Genomic DNA, 18,257 nt, shown 5'->3' on the forward strand with positions numbered 1-18,257 from the left:
TTACTTCACGAGAAACGAGAGTTGGGCAAAGCGAGTTACTTGGTCTTCAAGCGATAAGGCATTTTGGTTTGTGGATCAATCGCACTAGAAGTTGGCGAGATTGGTAATCTTTGACCGTCTGCAGTCATCCAAATGTTGACCTGACTTGCTGCAGGTACATATAAGAAATCCACCAAACGATTGGCAATTTGAGCTTCTAACTTTGAGATATCGAGAACCGAGTCACCAGCGCGGTAGAAGTGACCATCTTTCAATGCAAACGTAATTGGACGATTCATTTGTCCCGCCCACCCTACTGCGTACTGAGCGTCAGTAAATGTGAGTCGAAGTTCAGACATACAGCCAGGATTAGAACGAAATCTTCCATCTAGCTTCATCGAAGAGGTTTTAGAGTGTGAGATCTTGATTTGATTTTTTTTAATCGCGATTGGCAGAGAAATAACTTCGTCTTTTACATGAAACTCTGAGGAATCTCCCCAAACCAGCTTCTCGTAACGGCAGCTTAACAACAATTCTGCCTTTAAGTTGAAACGATTCTCGGGTGCTGAAAACTCTAACTCAAAGGGATGAACAAGAGTTGATTCCGAAAATGCGTTAAAAGAAAGAAGTAGGCAAAAGATTAAAAAGAATTTTCTCATTCTTTATTTTTATCTCGAGGCGTTTAATTTCGCCAAGGCCTTCAGCGTTGCTGTTGAGAAATTGGATTCCGCATCCCCTGTGGAGCGCCATTCTGATTTGTTGGCAAATGCGAGAGCTTTAAATTCTTTCTCACCCATCAGCAGAACACTGTTCTGAATTTTGTATTTAGTAATACCAGTTTTAAAAGTGAATAAAGGATCGGCCTTCGCTCCCTTCGGGAAACTTGGATACTGCTTCAAAGTTTTATCAGTGGTCGAGAGAATGAAAGTGGGAACTTCATACTGTCCTGAAAGCCACTCTTTCTCGCCCTTCTGATAAACCAGGACCTTATCTTTTTTCATCACAAAAACTCTAAGAAGATGAAGTTCATGCTCTACAGCTTTTTTCTTTTCTTCGCCTTTCATCATGGGAATTGAAAGTGGCGTGCCTTCTTTAAACGCGAGACAATCTTTCTTAAGTGGACACAACTCACATGAGGCCTTGCGGGCCTGGCAGTAAGTGCGACCTAGATCCATCAACGCTTCATTCAGTTCTCTGAAAGAGAGCTTTTCGTTGAAGATCTTTTTATTCACAAACAGCGTCTGAATTTCTTTTTGAAGTTTTAGACCCTTTTCTGTTTTTAGATTCAAGAGACGAGCAATCACGCGCTCAAGATTGGCATCAACTGCCAGAGCACGTTTGTCCATCCCAATTCCCACTAAAGCGTTTGCGGTATAAGGACCAATTCCCGGAATCTCCATCAGGGCCTCAAGGTCATGGGGAAACTCTCCGCCATGATCTTTTGCGAGTGCTTCTGCAATTTTTTTCAAATTGCGTGCACGACGGTAATAACCCAGACCTTTCCACGCCACCAAGAGCTCATCCTCAGATGCGGATGCAAGACTCTTTAATGTAGGGAAACGAACGAGAAAGCGCTCAAAATGATTCTTCACAGTTCCCACTGTCGTTTGCTGAAGCATGATCTCCGAAACCAGAGTGCGATACAACGAGCGATTTTGGCGCCAAGGTAATTGCGAGAACTCGGTCTTAGACCAAGAAAGAAGATTTTTGAGACTCATGTGGGGATTTTGGTATTACTTACAGCTTTTGGCAAGAGAGTCAGCGAGCTCTACCATCTGCTTGGCAGTCAGAGGATCTTTATCTCCACGAAGTTTCCCATGCTTACTCTCAATGTAGTCAGAGAATTCTTTGTGGAATTCGTAGATGTCTGTGATGATCACCAGTTTTTTTGCGTCCGAGCGCTCAATCCAATCCATCAGACGTTTATAATCATTCAGACCCTGATTGAGGCAGAGTGAATCCATACCACCAGCTTGCTTAATGGTGGTATCAAACATCATGACGTTTACCTTCTGATTAAAACCACAAGATTCATCCAGCGCACGCACCAGACTCTTACGATGGCAACCACCACTGGCGTCCGAGAAATCAAATTCTCTCATCGAAGAACTAGTATCGATCCAGAGATCAAGTTTTGCGACTTCAGGTTTGGCCTCTTTTTTGGCCTTGCCACAGAACACATCGAAATAATTTTTCGGATCGCAATCAATCAATTCACGTTCTACAGATTTCCCTGCAGGAATAGACGGTCCTTCAGTCTCAATCTTCTTCGTCTCGACTGCTTCCTCTAAACCATTTTCTTTCTTATACAAACCAAATTGCGGATCGAAACAATAGTCACCCATCTCCTGGCATTCGAGAGCGGCGGTTGGGGCTCGGTAAACATATTGCGGACGATTCAAGAGATCTTCCAGAAGCGTGACTTTGGAATTTGAAACAAACCACACCTCAATGTCCTTAGGTGCGGCCATAACATTCATAGAGATTAGAAACAGAACCAGTAGGCGAATCAAAATTCCATATTCCTTTGACGAATATATCTGAAAATCGCGTCCCCTAAATCCACAATCAGATCTCGATCGTTGGCATCCAGGTTCAGAAAGTCATTTAAGTAACCCTTCTGACGTGGAGACAAGGTCTCAAGCTTTTCCTTCATTGTGAGGTCAGTTCTTGTATTAGAAACTGATGAGCCCTCACCGAAAGGCATCTGCTGCTTCTTTCCGCCCACATTGATCGTCGCACTTGTCTTGCGGGTCTCATGAGCTTTCGGAGCTTCTTCACCGGCATTCTGATCGGAAGTTTTTTGATCTTTATAAAATTGAACCAGACGCTTGAACGTCTCAGTCGACTCCTCTTCCACTCCATCAATGATTTCGTGCAAAGGAATTCCAAGAGTCGCGATGATATTGGCAACCAATTGCTCATCGACACTGCTGGTTTTGAGATTCAAGAAACGACTCATGGTGGAGATTCCCACGTTCATCATTTCTGATAGGTCTTTTTGAGTAAGTCCTCCGCGCAATTGCATATATTTACGAACAACAGCGAGGAAATTTTCTAAGAACTCTGGTGTAAAGCGGATCATGGTCCACCCCCTTGAATTCCTTATCGGTTTGCAAAATAGTTCCTTGATGCAATTTTATTGCTTGACGCAAATAGTCAATTGGCATATCATTGCACTCAGGAACAAAGCACCAAATCGGAGGAGCCATGTTCACACAAACTATTGAAATGACTCAATTAGTATCAAATGACAGCTACCAGCTGATTACGGACGAACAGCTAGCTGCCTCTGTGATCACCTCCCAAATCCTGGCCGGCTCACGCATCCACATGAGCACCTACCGGCAAGTGGTTTTCTCCGAGTGCGTGTTCTATGCCTGCGAATTTCAAGGGGTTGTGTTCGAAAACTGTGTGTTTGAGAATTGCAGCTTCGAATTTTCACACCTTCGCAAGTGCAAGTTCAAGAATTGCAATTTCACAAATTGCACTTTTAAAGCCACTAGCTCAATAAATTCTAATTATGAAGACTGTGACCTAGATAAGGATATGTCTGATATGACTCAAACCGGCCGTAACCTGATTAGCTTCAGCCGCAAAGATGATTACACGACAGATATCTATATCGAATTGGCCATGGCCGCATAAATAACAAGGAGACAGCAATGAACCTGAGTTTTTACGGCCTAACTCTAATGATTAACGTGTTTGGTTTGGCGGTTCTGATTAAGGCCTACGGAATTTAGCCAACCAATGTTCGAGATTCCTACCCAAAGAACCCTGAGGTGTGCGCGACACCTCGGGGTTTTTACTTTTAGGACTAGTGATTAGTGATTAGTGATCTTAGCGTTTGCTGACGGCTTGTATTCGAAATTCCCTGGAGGAAAAGAAACATTCTCTTTGATATCGATCAGACGAATATTGGTCTTTGAACCATCCACTTTCGTAAGAATGATTTTCTCAAAGCCCTTCAATTCTTTAATCGACTTAGCGTCTTTAGCAGCTTGAAGCACAACTTCAGTAAAACCCATTTCTTTCTGGATCGTTTTCACGAAAGTCAGAGTCACTTCATTCTTATTGTACTTAGTTGTGAATAGCTTAGATTGCTCTACCCCATCTTTAACTGAATCAAGGAATTTGATGATCGGAAGGTTAGATGACTTCTGAATCGTCACTTGGTCCTTCTCTCCTTTCACAAATGCCGGTTGGAACAGCCAGCTCTTCTGAGGATTAACCACAAACAGAGTCGGGTTCGGCTGAGTCACTTCAAAACGAAGGTGGCCCGGAAACTTGTAATCAATTTTACCGAAGCTCTTACGCTCTTTTCCAGTCACTGACTTAAGAGTTTCTTCGTAATTAGCGCTGAATGAAGTGGGAACAAAGCTAGAGGCAAAAGAGAGAGTTGGGAGAAGTAATAGACCTAGAAGTAGTTTCATAATCATTCCATTGAAAAAAAGGGGAAAGCTTCCTCTTACTGAAGTCACTTTTCCCCTGTCCACAAACCTCTAATGGAGTTGAACTGAGACGGCCTTAGACACGCCTGGTTCCTGCATGGTCACCCCGTAAAGAGTGTCATTCAGTTCCATGGTTTTCTTATTATGTGTAATCAAAATAAATTGTGATTCAGAACTCATCTCACGAAGAAGCTCGTTGAATCGACCAACGTTTGCATCATCAAGTGGAGCATCAACCTCATCAAGTAGACAGAATGGTGATGGCTTCACAAGGAAGATAGAGAAGATCAGAGACACTGCTGTCATCGCCTTCTCACCACCTGACATAAGAGTGATCGAAGTCATCTTCTTACCAGGAGGTTTTGCAGTAATTTCAACACCGCAGTCGATTGAATCAAGGTCACCAGTTACTTCAAGACGTGCTTCACCACCACCGAAGATGATAGGGAATACTTTCGAGAAGCGCTCGTTAACTTCGTTAAATGCTTCTTTGAAACGCTCTTTCGATTTTTCATCGATGTGTGCGATCGCAGTTTGTAGATCAACCAATGACTTCTTCAGTTCTTCTTCCTGAGCTTTCAGGAAGTCATAACGAAGCTTCTGACGGTCGTAATCTTCGATTGCGGCCCAGTTGATTTCGCCAAGACGGTTGAATTCAGATTTATAATCTTTGAATTTTTCTTTCGCTTCTTTGATCTGACCAGGGAAACGTTTTTCGAATTCGTATTCGATCGCTTCGATTTCCTTCGGACCATCTTCTGTTTCCATTATGTACATAGAAGATAGATCTTTAAGATCTGTGATCTTGTCTGATGTGATTTCAAGATGCTTCATCATAGTTGAACGAAGGTCGATCTTGTAACGCTCGAAGATGTCTTTCGCAAGAAGCTCTTCTTCCTGGATGATCTGAGAAGTCTTAAGTTCAAGCTCAACGTTCTCTTTCTCAATCTTGTTGATACGAGAGTTGATTTCTTTAAGCTCTGATTCTTTTTCCTGCATAGAAAGAAGGATCTGTGCGATCTGATCTTTCAGAAGGTTAAGATAAGTTTCTTTTTCAGCAAGAACTTCGGCCTGATCGCGGTTAGAAGCTTCAACATTCTCCACTTCAACCTGAGCATTTTCGATTTCTGACTGGAAGTTATTAAGAAGCTCAAGGTTCGCTTCCTGCTTCTCACGGTAACGGTCAATTTGAGCGTTAACGTCTTCAATCTGAGATTTAAGAGAAGTTAGCTGCTGCTGGTAACTCTGAGCTTTCACTTTGAGTTCCATCATTTCATCGCGCTCATTCTCGAAGCTTACTTTAAGCTCAGAGTAACGATCTTCAATGTCTGCCACTTCAGAGGCAAGTTCTTTAACTTTGCCTTCGAACTCTTCCTTAGCATTAAGGATCTTCTCGTCCGCCTCGATGAGATCAAGACGAAGTTTAGAAGTCTCAGACTTACGATTCTGAAGAATCTGAAGTCTTTGTGAGTTAGAAGATTGGTTCGCCTCTTTAGACTCTAGGGCCGCTTTAGTAGCAGCGTATAGAGTGTTAATTTCGTTGAACTCTTTGTTCTTTTCTTCAAGAGCTACACGCTTCTCAGCAAGTGTAGTTTCAAGTTGCATGATGTTGGTTTCAAGAATTGCAAGCTCAGCTTGTTTTTCTTCCAGCTCAACACCCATCTCCTGAATAAGGTTGTTACGTTGAACGATACCTTGAGCTTCAGAAGCTGAATCGTGGCGAACTCCGTAAACTACTGAGTTACCAACTTTTTTGATGAGAACTTTTCCATCCTTAGAAACAAGACCTTTAAATTGAATCTCGGGGTTAATGCGAGATGCAAGCTCCGTAGTTAAGTTCTCGACAACAAAGAAACCATTAAGGATCTTTGATAATTTTTCAGCGTATTCTTGATTGTTGATACGAACGATATCAACCAGGGCCTTCATGTTCTGGCAGCCTTGAGTTTCTAAACGTCCGATTGACTCTTGAGAAATCGTCGCTTCCTGTGGCCATAGAAGGTCAACAGTCGCGTTGAAATCTGTCATAAGATTAGCGAATGCTTCTTTACCAGATGTAGCAAGAACCACGTCCAGAGATTCGCCAATAAGTTGCTCAACCGCTACCGCGTACTCAGGATCACACTCGATAAGTTTACCAAGTACTTCCAGAGAACCATCGTTAACTTTTTGAACTAGTTCTACAGCACCAGCACGACGGCCTTCTGCTGAGTTATTGATCTCGATAAGAGAGTTACGTTTTGACTCAAGCTGAATAACGGCGCGAGATAGCTCACGGAATTTTACGTCACTTGCTTTAAGTTCATTATTGATTGTTTCAACTTCTTCTTTAAGGGCCGGAAGGGCCGCTTTAAGTTCTTCAACTTTTGCGCCTGAAGATTTAACAGTCGCGCGATCTTTCATAAGATCATCAGTGAAGTTTGAAGTGCTCTTTTCGAGCGTTTCAATTTCTGATGTTAAGTCTTGAAGAAGACGTGAGTATTCTTCAAGTTTAGAAGAGTTCTTGAAGGCCTCGTTATCAAGGCTTTGGAACTTTTCTTTCGAAGCGTTCAGGTCACGGCGCTTTTCATTAAGTTCTTCTTCAAGGTCGAACATTTGAGACTTAAGAATCTCAACTTTTTCCTCAAGGGAAGAGAAGTCCATCTGCTCGTAGTTGTTTGCTTCAAGATCAGCAAGCTGAGCAGTAAGAGCTTCAAGGCGCTCTGAACGTTTCTCAATATCAACGTTAAGCTCTTCGTTCTCACGATTTGCGCGGTCGATTTGTTTTTCTTTATCGATAAGAGACTTCTTAAGGTGCTTCACTCTTTCTTCAGAAGCAGCAAGTTGCTTCGAGTGATCGTTGAAATCGTCCTGAGCGACATCGATTTTTTCCATCATGTCGGTCTTCTGGATTTTTTCATCTTCTAGAAGAAGATCAACCTGAGACTTACGAAGAGTAAGGTTCTCATGCTCAACCTGACGAGAGGCAAGCATAGAGTCTGCGTTGACGAAGTCTTGAAGGTAGTCGTGCTCACGGTGAGATTCAACGATAAGCTCATACTTCTTGATACGGTCGCGAAGAGTTTTGGCTTTTTCAGCTTTCTCTGCCTGCTGCTCAAGTTTCTTCAAGTTCTTATAAATTTCGTTCTGAAGGTCTTCCAGACGAGTAAGATTCAATTGAGTTTGCTCGATCTTTTTAAGTGACTCACGCTTACGAAGTTTGAACTTCGTAATACCTGCCACTTCTTCAATCATCACACGGCGCTCTTCCGGCTTCTGCTGAACGAGCTTGTTAATTTCACCTTGAGCGATAATTGAGTAAGACTTGGCCCCTGCTCCTGTATCCATGAATACTTCGTGGATGTCTTTCAGACGAGCTGGCTCATTATTAATGCGGTATTCAGTTTCACCATTACGATAAAGCTTACGAGTAAGGTGAATTTCAGCCGGCTTACCAATTGTTCCGTTGATGTTGATGTGCTTGCCATTAACGTTATCAAGAACAAGTGTCACTTCAGCGAATGCAGCTGGTTGATACTTAGATGAACCTGCGAAAATAAGATCTTTCATTGAAGTACCACGAAGGTGCTTCGCCGATTGCTCTCCCATTACCCAGAAAAGTGCATCTACGATATTTGATTTACCACAACCGTTTGGACCAACGATCCCTGTGATACCCTCGTCAAAAATGACGGTAGTTTTGTCTTTGAAGGATTTGAAACCCTGAATGATGAGCCTGTTAAGTCTCATTGTGCTGACCTCTCGCAAAGTGTTTGTGTGTATCACTAAAAACTGACTGAAGCTTCTGCCTCTTGCATCCATTCCATACAGCTGAATTTAATGATAGGGGCATCATCCCTTAAACTTGAGTGGCCTGTCTAGATTATTTGGGCTTACTTTCCCTCACAAATGGTGTCAATGACTCAACACTCAAAAACAAGATTTGGTGGACTTTAATAAAAACTATACTGAGAATAGTAGGTATTTTCAGGAGGATCCTATGATCAGAAAATCACTTTTCTCTCTCACCTTAGGACTCGTTTTCGCCTCTTCTGCTTTCGCGATTGCTTTCGCGAACAACAAGTTTCAGGAATCGTTCCGCATGCTTTGTGTGACGGAATTCCCAACTACTTCCATCATTGCTGAAAAGGTCGGTACTGAGTTGGTGGTTAACGTCATCCATCACCATGGGATGAAGTTCATGCCACTACATTCGGGAATTATCACTCCCAATGACCTGAACACTTTGGCAAAGAAGGCCAATGACTTCGGGAAAATTGGCGATCGCTATGAGTTCCGTTGGGACATGTCGAAATGCGAACGCATGGACAACGAGATTTTCTCTTGTCACGGCGGCAAAGACACTGTGATTGAAGGCACACCCGTAAACCCATTCTCAATTTACACGCAACGAGTGACTTCAGAATCCGATGCGGGCAAATTTGAAAAACTCCACGTGGGCTTTTTGATTTCCATCGATAAAGACTCACATAGCTTTTCCATGGGCTATGAGAAGTATGAATGTGCTTTTGAATAACCAATTAACTCTTATGCCTTTCGTGGCATGAACCCTGCACCCTCTTTGGTTAAGAGCTAAGGAGGGTCCATGCGATCAAAATCCTTTTTAAAGCGAATTAAGGCCTTCAAGAATAACATTAAAGAACGCTTTGATGACCGTCGTAAGTTCGAAGACACTTATCGACCACTTAATCGCGATGACGTGACTGAAGAGTATGAATACGAGCATCGGAAAGATCGGGACGAAAGGGTCTTAAAAGAGTCAGGTGGGCAAGACATCTCGGCCATCTAACTTGAATCAATTACTTCCCTCACCCATTTCATGAGTCTTCTTGACCCACTAATTGCTCATGTCCGAAAACTGCCAGACTTCAGGTCTTTACTAAGTTAAGATGGGGGCATGAAGACGGACAATGAACTCACCTTAAAAAAGATCATTGAAAGAAGAGACCCTCGCTATGATGGGCGCTTCTATTACGGGGTTAAAACCACCAAGATCTATTGCCGTCCCGTTTGCCCGGCCAGACCAAAGCCTGAGAACATTATTATCCTAAAAAGCACGACAGAGGCCGAGAACGCAGGGTTTAGACCTTGTAAGCGCTGTCGTCCGGATCTAGCTCCTGGAACCAAATTCTTTGAAGGAACGGCCAATACAGTTTCGCGCGCTCTACGTTTAATAGATGAAGAAAAAGAAATCGCATTGAACGTGGAGAAGCTCTCAGATACTTTGGGAGTTTCAGATCGTCATTTGCGTCGTTTGTTTCAAGAACATCTAGGTGCTTCTCCGATTGAAGTCATGATTTCAAAACGCCTACATTTAGCGCAACAACTCGTGCGAGAAACTTCGGCACCGTTGTCTGAGATCGCCTTAGCAGTTGGTTTCCAATCCATACGTCGATTCAATGAAGCGTTTAAGAATCTCTATCACTCTCCCCCTTCTGCCTTTAGAAAAGAGAAAGCTGTTCCAGATAATCAGATTGAACTTGAACTCATGGTGAGACAACCCTTTGATTGGAAGACCATGCTGGAATACTTCGCTCGTCATGAAAATTTCGGAATTGAGCGAGTGACGGAAACTTCCTATCAGCGGTTTATCACTTTTGGGGACAAGTACGGTTCTTATACGATTACTTACTCTCCAGATAAATCACTTTTAAAAGTTAAACTTATCAACATTCCGATGACTGAAATTAAATCGGTAATTTTAAGGATTAAGCGTCACTTAGATTTAGATCATAACCCCGAGCATTTACCGAAGGATAAAAAATTTAAAGGAAAAGGCATTCGCATACCTGGCTCCTTTGATCCATTTGAAATCGCCGTGACGATTATTTTGGGTCAGTTGGTCTCCACAAAGCAGGCCAAAGCAAAACAAAAAGAACTCATTCTTAAATACGGCAGTAAGATTGATGAGGACGTTTGGGCCTTTCCAGAGGCCAAAGATCTAATGGATGCAGAAATTGAAACGATTGGTATCACCAAAGTTAAAGCGGGTGCCATTCGTGAAATGGCCCGAAGGTATCATGCAGGTGAATTAAATCTCGCCCCAAGTGCTGATATTGAAAAAACCAAGGCAGAGCTCCATTCCATTCATGGGATTGGACCTTGGACAGTTGAAATTATATGTATGAGATGCCTCGGGGACTCAGATGCATTCCCTAAATCAGATCTCATTATCAATAAAGCTCTTAAGGCCCATATGGTGAATGAAGAGCTCTGGACTTCATCCAGGGCCTATCTCACTCACATTCTTTGGAGGGACTATGCAACAGTACTATCAAAAAATTAAATCACCCATTGGGGAACTTCACCTCGTGGCAAATGATAAAGCGTTGATGTACCTCGGTTTTAAAAATCTTGGTTGGGACGCGGTTAAAAAATCTAATCCCATCATCGAGCTGACTAAAACTCAACTCCAAGAATACTTTGAAGGTAAGAGAAAAAAATTTGATGTCCCTTTTTCACTAGCAGGGACTGAATTTCAAAACACTGTTTGGAACACTCTCGCTAAAATTCCCTTTGGTAAAACCTGGAGTTATCAACAAATGGCAGAAGCAGTGAAAAAACCAGCGGCCATGCGAGCAGTGGGAAGAACTAATGGTCTTAATCCCATTAGTATTATTCTTCCTTGTCACCGAGTGATTGGGAAATCTGGGAGCCTCACAGGATATGCAGGCGGACTTCCGGCGAAGGAATTTCTCCTCCGTCTAGAAGGTCTAACTCCTCAAAAATAAAGCATTAATTAATACTTTAGTAATTCCATCAACTTACCGATAAGGAGGGTATGTGGCGCTCTCTCATTGCCCTCCTATTCATAGCTCCTGCCTACTCGCAGGTTTTTACGGAAGACATTTCCAAGATCGCTCATGTTATCGCAGAACAGGAAGTTGAGGCCTACGCTAAAAATCCTACGAAGGAAGGAATTCCTGTAGAGTTTCTCGATTCACTTATTTCACGTGAATATATTGAACCAGCTGCAAACTGTATCGAAGATAAATATAAGTACAAGCCTTTGAAGCTTCGTTATGAGGTTCTTGCCATCACTGAAGATGTAGCAACTGCGCCTGCTGTACCTCAACTCAATTTCATTGTGGCGAAATACGAATTCAAAGAAGAAGAAAATCCGATCGTTTCAAAATTAAAAGGCGTGATGAATGAGCAGGCCAGTAATCCAGGAGTGTTCCAGTTAAAACAAGCTCAGGGGACTGGAAAAAAGATTGTACACTTTGCGAGTTCAGGAACCACTATCGACCTCAACTCAAACGTGAATGCCGAAAATGCCGTATCGATGAGTATAGATAAAGCTACTGCCAGAGCAACACCTGGTGCGACTCTTCAAGTGGATCTTATTAACCGTCTTGATATTAAACAAGTTGTCACCAATGATACGCAAATTAAGGGTGCCGTTGAGTCGATCCATTCAACCGGTGCGGCCAATTTAGTGAACTTTAGTGGGATGAAAATGAACCTCAGCACCGTCAAGGCCGAGGCCAGAGTTGATACTAAAGTCGACACGGACACAAAGTCCTACGCTGAAGTTACTTACAGTGGTAACGACCTTGAAAGAAACGTTCGAATTAACACCGGCTTTGAAGTTAAGGCAGCCGGAAATGCAGAAATTTTGGTCTTCAGTGGTGTTAACACGAAGTTCCTTGGCTCCGATACCTTCGCCAACAAGAAGCAAGAGCTAGAATTTGGAGTTAAGTATAAAAATAAAAATGGTATTCGCATTTTTAGCCGGATTCGTAACGGCAGCGAAAAGCGCGATACCACTTACGAAACCGGCATTGAGATTGATTTAAAATAATTAGATGTGATCTTTCGCTTCGAAATCTTCCTTCATGGCCCCCGCATACCATTCTTTTAAGGCCGGCAAATTCATAATGGCCTCACAATAATTCTTAACAAGTCCATCCACAGGCACACCGTAAGTCACAAAACGACCTACAACCGGTGCATACATGGCATCTGCGATCGAGAACTCTCCAAATAAAAAGGGACCTTTGGATACTTTCAACTGTTCTGTCCAAAGCACCTTTACTCGATCAATGTCTGATTGGGCCGAACCGAAATCAAAATTCTGGTAACTCTTCTTCACATTGAAAGAAAGGCGCTCACGCATCTTTCCAAATCCCGCATGCATCTCCATAGATAGAGAACGCGCCAGCGCTCTTTGCTTCAGATCAGTTGGGTACATTTTTTTCTCTGGATATTTCTCGTTGAGGTATTCCATGATGGCGGCCGATTCCCAGATCGAAAGGTCCCCATCAATCAAGGCCGGCACTTTTCCCGAGGGAGAATACTTGGCGATCTCCGCTTTCGTTTCCGGCATATCCAATTTCACCAGGATTTCCTCAAAAGGAATGTTGAAGTGTTTCATCAACACCCAGGGACGCAGTGACCAGGAAGAATATGTTTTATTACCAATAATAAGTTTCATGAAAGCTCCTTAATAAAATAAGGCTAGCTTCGGAAGAAAATCATGTCGATGGAAGAACGAAGGTGGGGCCAAAATTTGAATATTATAAAGCAAAAGGCCCCAATTGCTTGGGGCCTGTCGCTGATGAACTGCAGTAACACCTGAAGAAACATTGTTTCATCAGCATTCTGAATTCTTATTTTCTAATTAACGAGCAAGAAATTTACAAGATTCAGCAATTAGAGCTCTTGTAGCGTTTGAAGAAACAGTTAGTGTTTCACCAGCAGCTAGAACAGTGTGAACGTTCTTAGTTTCAACAACTTCACGTGACTTACCAACACGACGCTCGAAATTGAATTCAACGCGCTTAAGGTTAAGATCTGAACCAGTTCTGTTAGTAAGAGTACAAGCATATTTGCCAGATACTACAGACATTTTTCCGTAGTGAGACTCAAGGAACCAACGACCAGCGAAAGCCTGAACTGAAACAGCAAGAAGAGCAACAGTAAATAGTGATTTCATTTTATATCTCCAATTTTTTTAAAGTTTAAAATTAACGAGCAAGAAATTTACAAGAGTGAGCAATGAAGGCCTGAGAAGCGTTCGATACAACAGTTGTTGTTTCGTTAGCGTAAACTACAGAGTTAACAGATTTTGTAGAAACTAAATCACGGTTCTTACCAGCGCGACGCTCAAGAGCGAATTCAACACGCTTAACATCTAGATCAGCACCAGTTGTGTTTGTAAGAGTACAAGCATACTTACCACCAACAACAGAAAGTTTGCCGTAGTAAGACTCTAGGAAAAGTGAAGAACCTTTAGAAGCAGCAAAAGAAGTAGCAGAAAGAGCGATCATAGCAACAGCGAAAATTGTTTTCATTTTTTTCTCCAGGGTAAATTGTGTTTTCGTTGGAGCGGTTTTTAAGCCCAGTTCAGATTTTTTTCAATTGCGATGAAACGCGACGCTTTCTTACTGTTTACGACTTTGAACACCGTGTAAAAAGGTACAAATCACCATGAAAAAATTACTTTTTCCCTCTGGGAGATGAAAATTCTTTAAGTTCTTCACATGCGTGCCTCTCTGTATTACAGTGAATGAATGGATCGCAGTTTTCTCTCTCAAAAAATCAAAAATTCCGTCTCAATTGATGACATTCTCTACTGGACCGCTGCCATAGTTCTTGGTGGTGTGGCCGTGCTTTATGCCAAGCTATTTATGTTGGCCGAGCATTTTGCCTTCAATCTCCTCAAAGAGTACGGTTGGTATTTCGGAGCCACAGTTCCTGTCCTTTTCGCTATCTCCTGGTGGATCGTGTATAAGTTTGCTCCTGAGGCGGGAGGAAGTGGAATTCCTCAGGTCATGTGTGCACTTCAATGCGAAGAAGAGAAGAACTTCCCTTATAAAGCAAAAGCGCTGGTCAAAATTAGAACTGCGATGGTGAAGATTATCTCTTCATTGGTTGGTGTAGTCGGTGGAGCGGCGGTTGGACGAGAAGGTCCGACCATCCAAATCGGTGCGGCATTATTCTTTCGCGTTCGCGATTTGGCGATGAAAGTTTCGGGAAAAACATTTGGCGCAGATGTCTGGATGATCACAGGAAGTGCAGCAGGTGTAGCGGCCGCTTTCAATACTCCACTCGGCGGTCTTGTGTTTGCCATCGAAGAACTCGCAAAGTCCCACTTCAATCGATTCAAATCGTCTCTTTTAGTGGCCGTGATTCTAGCAGGTCTCTCATCTCAGGTTTTTCAAGGTAGTTATCTCTATTTAGGAATTCCGAAAGTTAATCCATTCGATTTTAAACTCATGCCATGGGTGATTTTAATTGGAATTCTATGTGGCTCGCTTTCAACTCTTTTTGCTGAGATCTTATTCAAGCTCACTACTTTTCGTTCCAAAGTGACCTCTGTTTCTAAACACCTTGTCTTATCAGTGATTGGCGGGCTCCTTGTTGTTTGCCTTGCCATGTATGTTCATCCGATGGCCTTTGGTGGCGGGAAAGAAGCGATTACATCACTTCTCTTTGAGACATCAGATGAGAGTTCATGGACTCTGGCCTTAGTGCGTTTTGTTTCGCCCCTAATCTCTTATTTTTCAGTTGGTGCAGGCGGAATATTTGCTCCGTCACTTGCGGCCGGTGGAACAATTGGCTCATTGTTCAGCTCATTTGTTCTTCCCCATAATCACAATCTGGTTGTGCTTCTTGGAATGATTGCTTTCTTAACCGGGGTCACTCGAGCACCTTTTACCAGCTTCGTCCTGGTGCTGGAAATGACGGATCGTCACTCCGCCATCTTCCCAATGATGTTGGTAGCAGTGATAGCTCAAGCGACTGCCCATTTGATTAATCCAATTTCGTTTTATGAAAGAGTCACCGAAAATTGGCACCACAAAGTCAGCCCACAATCTTAATTAGTCTTATTTAAATCCGGCACTCCTCTTGCATCACAATCATTGATCCATGAGGAGGCCACTATGCCACGTAGAAGTAAAAAGAAAGAGGCCGAAGCACTCGAGCAAGACACTGTTCATACCTACAATGAATATAAGGAATTCGAAGGACAACGATATACGGGTGTGAAGATCGGACGTGGCCATAAGTGGAATTATGATTCTGGAGTCTGGAAAGAAAGAAAAATTACCCCAGATGAGTGGGAGATTAATTACAACGTCACAAAGAGAAGGGCCGGTAAAGCACCAGAAGGCTCTGGCGTTCCTGTTGGTACTCAATATCACTGGTACATTATTGCTCACCAAAATGTGACCAAGTTAAATGCTAACGACTACTCTACTTCAATGACCGGGGTAAAATTTAAGATCGCCCACAAACGTGCGGACAAAGAAACTTGGAGTGCAACGACCAAGACGCAGAAGAAGCGTACATTGAAATTTTTGAAACAGTTGGTGGCAGATTTGGAAGAACAGTTAGAGGCCGAAGAGGAATCTAACGTAATACCTCTTAAGCCCAAGAAGGCCCCAAAAAAGAAGGCAGCGTAATCTAAATTTTCGCTCCCCCTTTATCTCGAAACATCCTTTCGTGCTAACCTTTTCCTATGAAAATAAAATTACAAGAATCTGGCTTCTCCATTGTTGAGGTCTTAGTCACAATTGGTCTTCTTGGTGCGGCCGCCTTAGGTGTCATGCAACTCATGAAGAACATCGGACAGGGACAAAACTTCGCCAAGTCCTCTGCAGATGAAATTGAACTTCGAACAGAAATTCGGTTGCTCTTGGATGAAGAACGTTTTTGTCGTCTGAGTTTTGCCGGAAACGGACCATTTGGTTCTCCAGCAACTCCTGTGACTTTTCAAAAAACCAATATTGATGAGAATCACGAAGGTCTTGATGTTGAGCTGTGGCTCGGTAATGCTCAAGGCACAGCACGGACGAATAAAAAATTCAGCGCGACTGACACTTCGAAAAATACCTACGGCAAACTTCGTATTACTTCGATGAAACTCATCATGAACAATGGAACAGGAACTAATTATCCTGAAAATCCATTTCTGGTAGATTTCGGAGAATTAAGAGTGACAGTCGAGAAATCCGTATCGGAAACACAAAAGCGTTCTGTTCCAATGAAGTTTCCGATTATGATGGGTCTTTCAACTGATTCTAGCGGAAACACAACTATCATTTCTTGTTCTCGCGATACTACGCCACAGTTGAGAGCAGCTTCAGGACAAAATGTTGTGGGCCCGGATAGTGCTTCCAATCAAGCAGTTGTTGATCTCGCACTTTATGGCTTTAATCCTGCAGGTAAAGATCCTCATATTATCGTTTCAGAACATGATTATAACTATGGGGATGCCGAGGGCAATACAATGGATGCCAGCTACTGCGGCTTCACTAAAATTTCAAAACTTGTTTTTCAAGTAACATGTTGGGCATCAACTAACAGCTCAAGTGGTTCAGTTCAGTCTTCATTTGATTGGATGGCGATTCAAAATTAGACAAAAAAAAAGCCACCTAAAAGGTGGCTTTTTTTAAAACTCAAAATGGTCGGGGTGATTGGATTCGAACCAACGACCACCTGCTCCCAAAGCAGATACGCTACCAGGCTGCGCTACACCCCGATCGATGATGAGAGCAATATTTTTAAAGCTTCTTACGTGTTTTGTCTATTGATTCTTTAAAGAACTGTAAGGCCGCCTGGCTTGCCTTGGCCCTGTGCGAAAACTCATTCTTCCATTCAGGTAACTGAGCAAGGGTCAAACCATCGTTCTCCCTTCTCTCTGGAATAAAAATCGGATCATAGCCAAAGCCCTGATCGCCTTTTAGCTCAAAACCGATCTCACCATGGACTCGACCTTCAAAGAAGTAGACCTCATCCGGGGATAAATAAAAACACAATACACAGACAAAATAGGCACGGCGGTTATCTTTATCTTTTAAAAGTTCAATGACCTTTAAACCTTTGTCTGCATAGTTTGGAAGCTCAGGAGCAAAACGAGCGCTCTGAACGCCTAGGATGTCCGGTAAAGATTCAATATTTAGACCTGAATCATCCGCCAAGGCCGGAACGCCATAGGTTTCAAAATAGGCCTTAGCTTTTAGGAAAGCGTTCTCAGTATAGGTCTTCCCAGTCTCATCCACTTCCAACGTTTTAGGAGCGGCGGTAACGGTTAAAACACCTGAGAAAAGGTCACGAAACTCTTCGGCCTTATGTGCATTTCCGGAAGCGAGAATAAATGAGGTCATAGATTTTCCAGAACGGCTTTTTGCTCTTTCATCACAACTTTAAGAGCAGTTTGAGCACAACCCAGAAGTGCTTGTAAGTGATCCATTGAGAATGGCTCACCTTCAGCAGTCCCTTGAACTTCAACGAACTTACCTGAACCTGTCATCACGATGTTCATATCAGTGCCGCAGCTAGAATCTTCTTCATAGTTAAGATCTGCGATCACTTCATCATTTTTATTAATTCCAATTGAGATAGCAGCAAGGCTGTCCTTGATTGGATTTTCTTTTAGAAGACCGGCCTTCATCAGTTTTTTCACTGCCATCTCAAGGGCGATGTAAGCACCTGAAATAGAAGTCGTGCGCGTTCCACCATCGGCCACGATCACATCACAGTCGATCATGATTGAGCGCTCACCTAGCTTCTGCATGTCCACAATTGAACGAAGAGAGCGACCAATCAAACGTTGAATTTCCTGAGTTCTACCTGAGGCTCCTTTTCTTTCTCTCTCAGAGCGAGTATGAGTAGAAGAAGGCAACATCGCGTACTCTGCAGTTACCCAACCCTGGCCCTTTCCTTTAAGGAACGGAGGAACTGATTCTTGTACGTTGGCGGTAATGTGAACTTTGGTATTACCAAATTCGGCCATCACTGAACCAGCAGCATAAGGATTAATTCCAGGAGTAAATTTAATTGGGCGCGGAGTATCTCTTTTGATTAGTGACATGG

General features: G+C 42.8%; 19 protein-coding genes, 1 tRNA gene and 1 pseudogene. 9 read left to right on the top strand and 12 right to left on the bottom strand.

What is annotated here, in order from left to right; all coding sequences use genetic code 11:
* Positions 1-35 precede the first annotated feature (35 nt).
* The 4 genes from SOO65_RS00240 to SOO65_RS00255 are packed head-to-tail and all read right to left on the bottom strand — an operon-like array spanning position 36 to position 3,064.
* Positions 36-638, bottom strand: a complete 603-nt coding sequence (locus SOO65_RS00240; protein WP_321395280.1) for a hypothetical protein — start codon at positions 636-638, stop codon at positions 36-38.
* A 9-nt stretch (positions 639-647) separates the two neighbouring features.
* Complete coding sequence (locus tag SOO65_RS00245; protein ID WP_321395282.1) at positions 648-1,697, bottom strand: A/G-specific adenine glycosylase; 1,050 nt, start codon at positions 1,695-1,697, stop codon at positions 648-650.
* Positions 1,698-1,712: 15 nt separating this feature from the next.
* Positions 1,713-2,492: a hypothetical protein gene (locus SOO65_RS00250; protein WP_321395284.1), complete on the bottom strand. Its 780-nt coding sequence runs from the start codon at positions 2,490-2,492 to the stop codon at positions 1,713-1,715.
* Entirely contained in the window at positions 2,489-3,064 is a 576-nt protein-coding gene (locus SOO65_RS00255) for a helix-turn-helix domain-containing protein (protein WP_321395286.1), read from the bottom strand. Before SOO65_RS00255 ends, SOO65_RS00250 begins: the two co-directional genes overlap by 4 nt.
* 248 nt (positions 3,065-3,312) lie before the next feature.
* Here SOO65_RS00255 and SOO65_RS20755 point away from each other — a divergent pair.
* Positions 3,313-3,423, top strand: a pseudogene (locus SOO65_RS20755) (pentapeptide repeat-containing protein); the annotation flags it as partial.
* A gap of 383 nt (positions 3,424-3,806) precedes the next feature.
* Here SOO65_RS20755 and SOO65_RS00260 read toward each other — a convergent pair.
* Together SOO65_RS00260 and smc are read right to left on the bottom strand one after the other, a co-directional pair.
* Positions 3,807-4,415: a LolA family protein gene (locus SOO65_RS00260; protein WP_321395288.1), complete on the bottom strand. Its 609-nt coding sequence runs from the start codon at positions 4,413-4,415 to the stop codon at positions 3,807-3,809.
* Positions 4,416-4,484: 69 nt separating this feature from the next.
* A complete protein-coding gene (smc, locus tag SOO65_RS00265) occupies positions 4,485-8,162 on the bottom strand; it encodes a chromosome segregation protein SMC (RefSeq protein WP_321395290.1) in 3,678 nt (1,225 codons plus the stop codon).
* 250 nt (positions 8,163-8,412) lie between these two features.
* Between smc and SOO65_RS00270 the strand changes: the two genes are divergently transcribed.
* The 5 genes from SOO65_RS00270 (at position 8,413) to SOO65_RS00290 (ending at position 12,237) form a co-directional block, all read left to right on the top strand.
* Complete coding sequence (locus tag SOO65_RS00270; RefSeq protein WP_321395293.1) at positions 8,413-8,949, top strand: hypothetical protein; 537 nt, start codon at positions 8,413-8,415, stop codon at positions 8,947-8,949.
* Between the two features lie 69 nt (positions 8,950-9,018).
* Positions 9,019-9,222, top strand: a complete 204-nt coding sequence (locus SOO65_RS00275; protein ID WP_321395295.1) for a hypothetical protein — start codon at positions 9,019-9,021, stop codon at positions 9,220-9,222.
* 108 nt (positions 9,223-9,330) lie between these two features.
* Positions 9,331-10,719 (top strand): DNA-3-methyladenine glycosylase 2 family protein, encoded by a 1,389-nt coding sequence (locus tag SOO65_RS00280; protein WP_321395297.1) that lies wholly within the window; start codon positions 9,331-9,333, stop codon positions 10,717-10,719.
* Positions 10,694-11,164, top strand: coding sequence for a methylated-DNA--[protein]-cysteine S-methyltransferase (locus SOO65_RS00285; protein ID WP_321395299.1), 471 nt, complete (start codon positions 10,694-10,696; stop codon positions 11,162-11,164). The genes SOO65_RS00280 and SOO65_RS00285 overlap by 26 nt, the downstream gene beginning before the upstream one ends.
* A gap of 50 nt (positions 11,165-11,214) precedes the next feature.
* Positions 11,215-12,237: a hypothetical protein gene (locus SOO65_RS00290; RefSeq protein WP_321395301.1), complete on the top strand. Its 1,023-nt coding sequence runs from the start codon at positions 11,215-11,217 to the stop codon at positions 12,235-12,237.
* On the opposite strand, the gene SOO65_RS00295 is transcribed toward SOO65_RS00290, so the two are convergent.
* The 3 genes from SOO65_RS00295 to SOO65_RS00305 form a co-directional block, all read right to left on the bottom strand.
* Positions 12,238-12,870, bottom strand: a complete 633-nt coding sequence (locus SOO65_RS00295; protein WP_321395303.1) for a glutathione S-transferase family protein — start codon at positions 12,868-12,870, stop codon at positions 12,238-12,240.
* A 186-nt stretch (positions 12,871-13,056) separates the two neighbouring features.
* Positions 13,057-13,371: a hypothetical protein gene (locus tag SOO65_RS00300; protein ID WP_321395305.1), complete on the bottom strand. Its 315-nt coding sequence runs from the start codon at positions 13,369-13,371 to the stop codon at positions 13,057-13,059.
* 31 nt (positions 13,372-13,402) lie between these two features.
* On the bottom strand, positions 13,403-13,729 hold the full coding sequence (locus SOO65_RS00305) for a hypothetical protein (protein WP_321395307.1): 327 nt from the start codon (positions 13,727-13,729) through the stop codon (positions 13,403-13,405).
* 219 nt (positions 13,730-13,948) lie between these two features.
* Between SOO65_RS00305 and SOO65_RS00310 the strand changes: the two genes are divergently transcribed.
* The 3 genes from SOO65_RS00310 to SOO65_RS00320 all read left to right on the top strand — a co-directional run bounded on the left by SOO65_RS00310 (position 13,949) and on the right by SOO65_RS00320 (position 16,800).
* Complete coding sequence (locus SOO65_RS00310; RefSeq protein WP_321395309.1) at positions 13,949-15,259, top strand: chloride channel protein; 1,311 nt, start codon at positions 13,949-13,951, stop codon at positions 15,257-15,259.
* A 63-nt stretch (positions 15,260-15,322) separates the two neighbouring features.
* Positions 15,323-15,844, top strand: a complete 522-nt coding sequence (locus SOO65_RS00315; protein WP_321395310.1) for a hypothetical protein — start codon at positions 15,323-15,325, stop codon at positions 15,842-15,844.
* 56 nt (positions 15,845-15,900) lie between these two features.
* The gene (locus SOO65_RS00320; protein ID WP_321395312.1) at positions 15,901-16,800 is read left to right on the top strand and encodes a type IV pilus modification PilV family protein; all 900 of its coding nucleotides are present in this window, start codon (positions 15,901-15,903) and stop codon (positions 16,798-16,800) included.
* 46 nt (positions 16,801-16,846) lie between these two features.
* On the opposite strand, the gene SOO65_RS00325 is transcribed toward SOO65_RS00320, so the two are convergent.
* From SOO65_RS00325 to rph, 3 genes are all read right to left on the bottom strand, one after another.
* Positions 16,847-16,923 (bottom strand) — tRNA-Pro (locus tag SOO65_RS00325).
* Positions 16,924-16,945: 22 nt separating this feature from the next.
* Positions 16,946-17,548, bottom strand: coding sequence for an RdgB/HAM1 family non-canonical purine NTP pyrophosphatase (gene rdgB / locus SOO65_RS00330; protein WP_321395314.1), 603 nt, complete (start codon positions 17,546-17,548; stop codon positions 16,946-16,948).
* Positions 17,545-18,255 (bottom strand): ribonuclease PH, encoded by a 711-nt coding sequence (rph, locus tag SOO65_RS00335; RefSeq protein WP_321395317.1) that lies wholly within the window; start codon positions 18,253-18,255, stop codon positions 17,545-17,547. Before rph ends, rdgB begins: the two co-directional genes overlap by 4 nt.
* Positions 18,256-18,257: the final 2 nt, after the last annotated feature.

The organism is Peredibacter starrii (assembly GCF_034259205.1).
Lineage (GTDB): Bacteria > Bdellovibrionota > Bacteriovoracia > Bacteriovoracales > Bacteriovoracaceae > Peredibacter > Peredibacter starrii.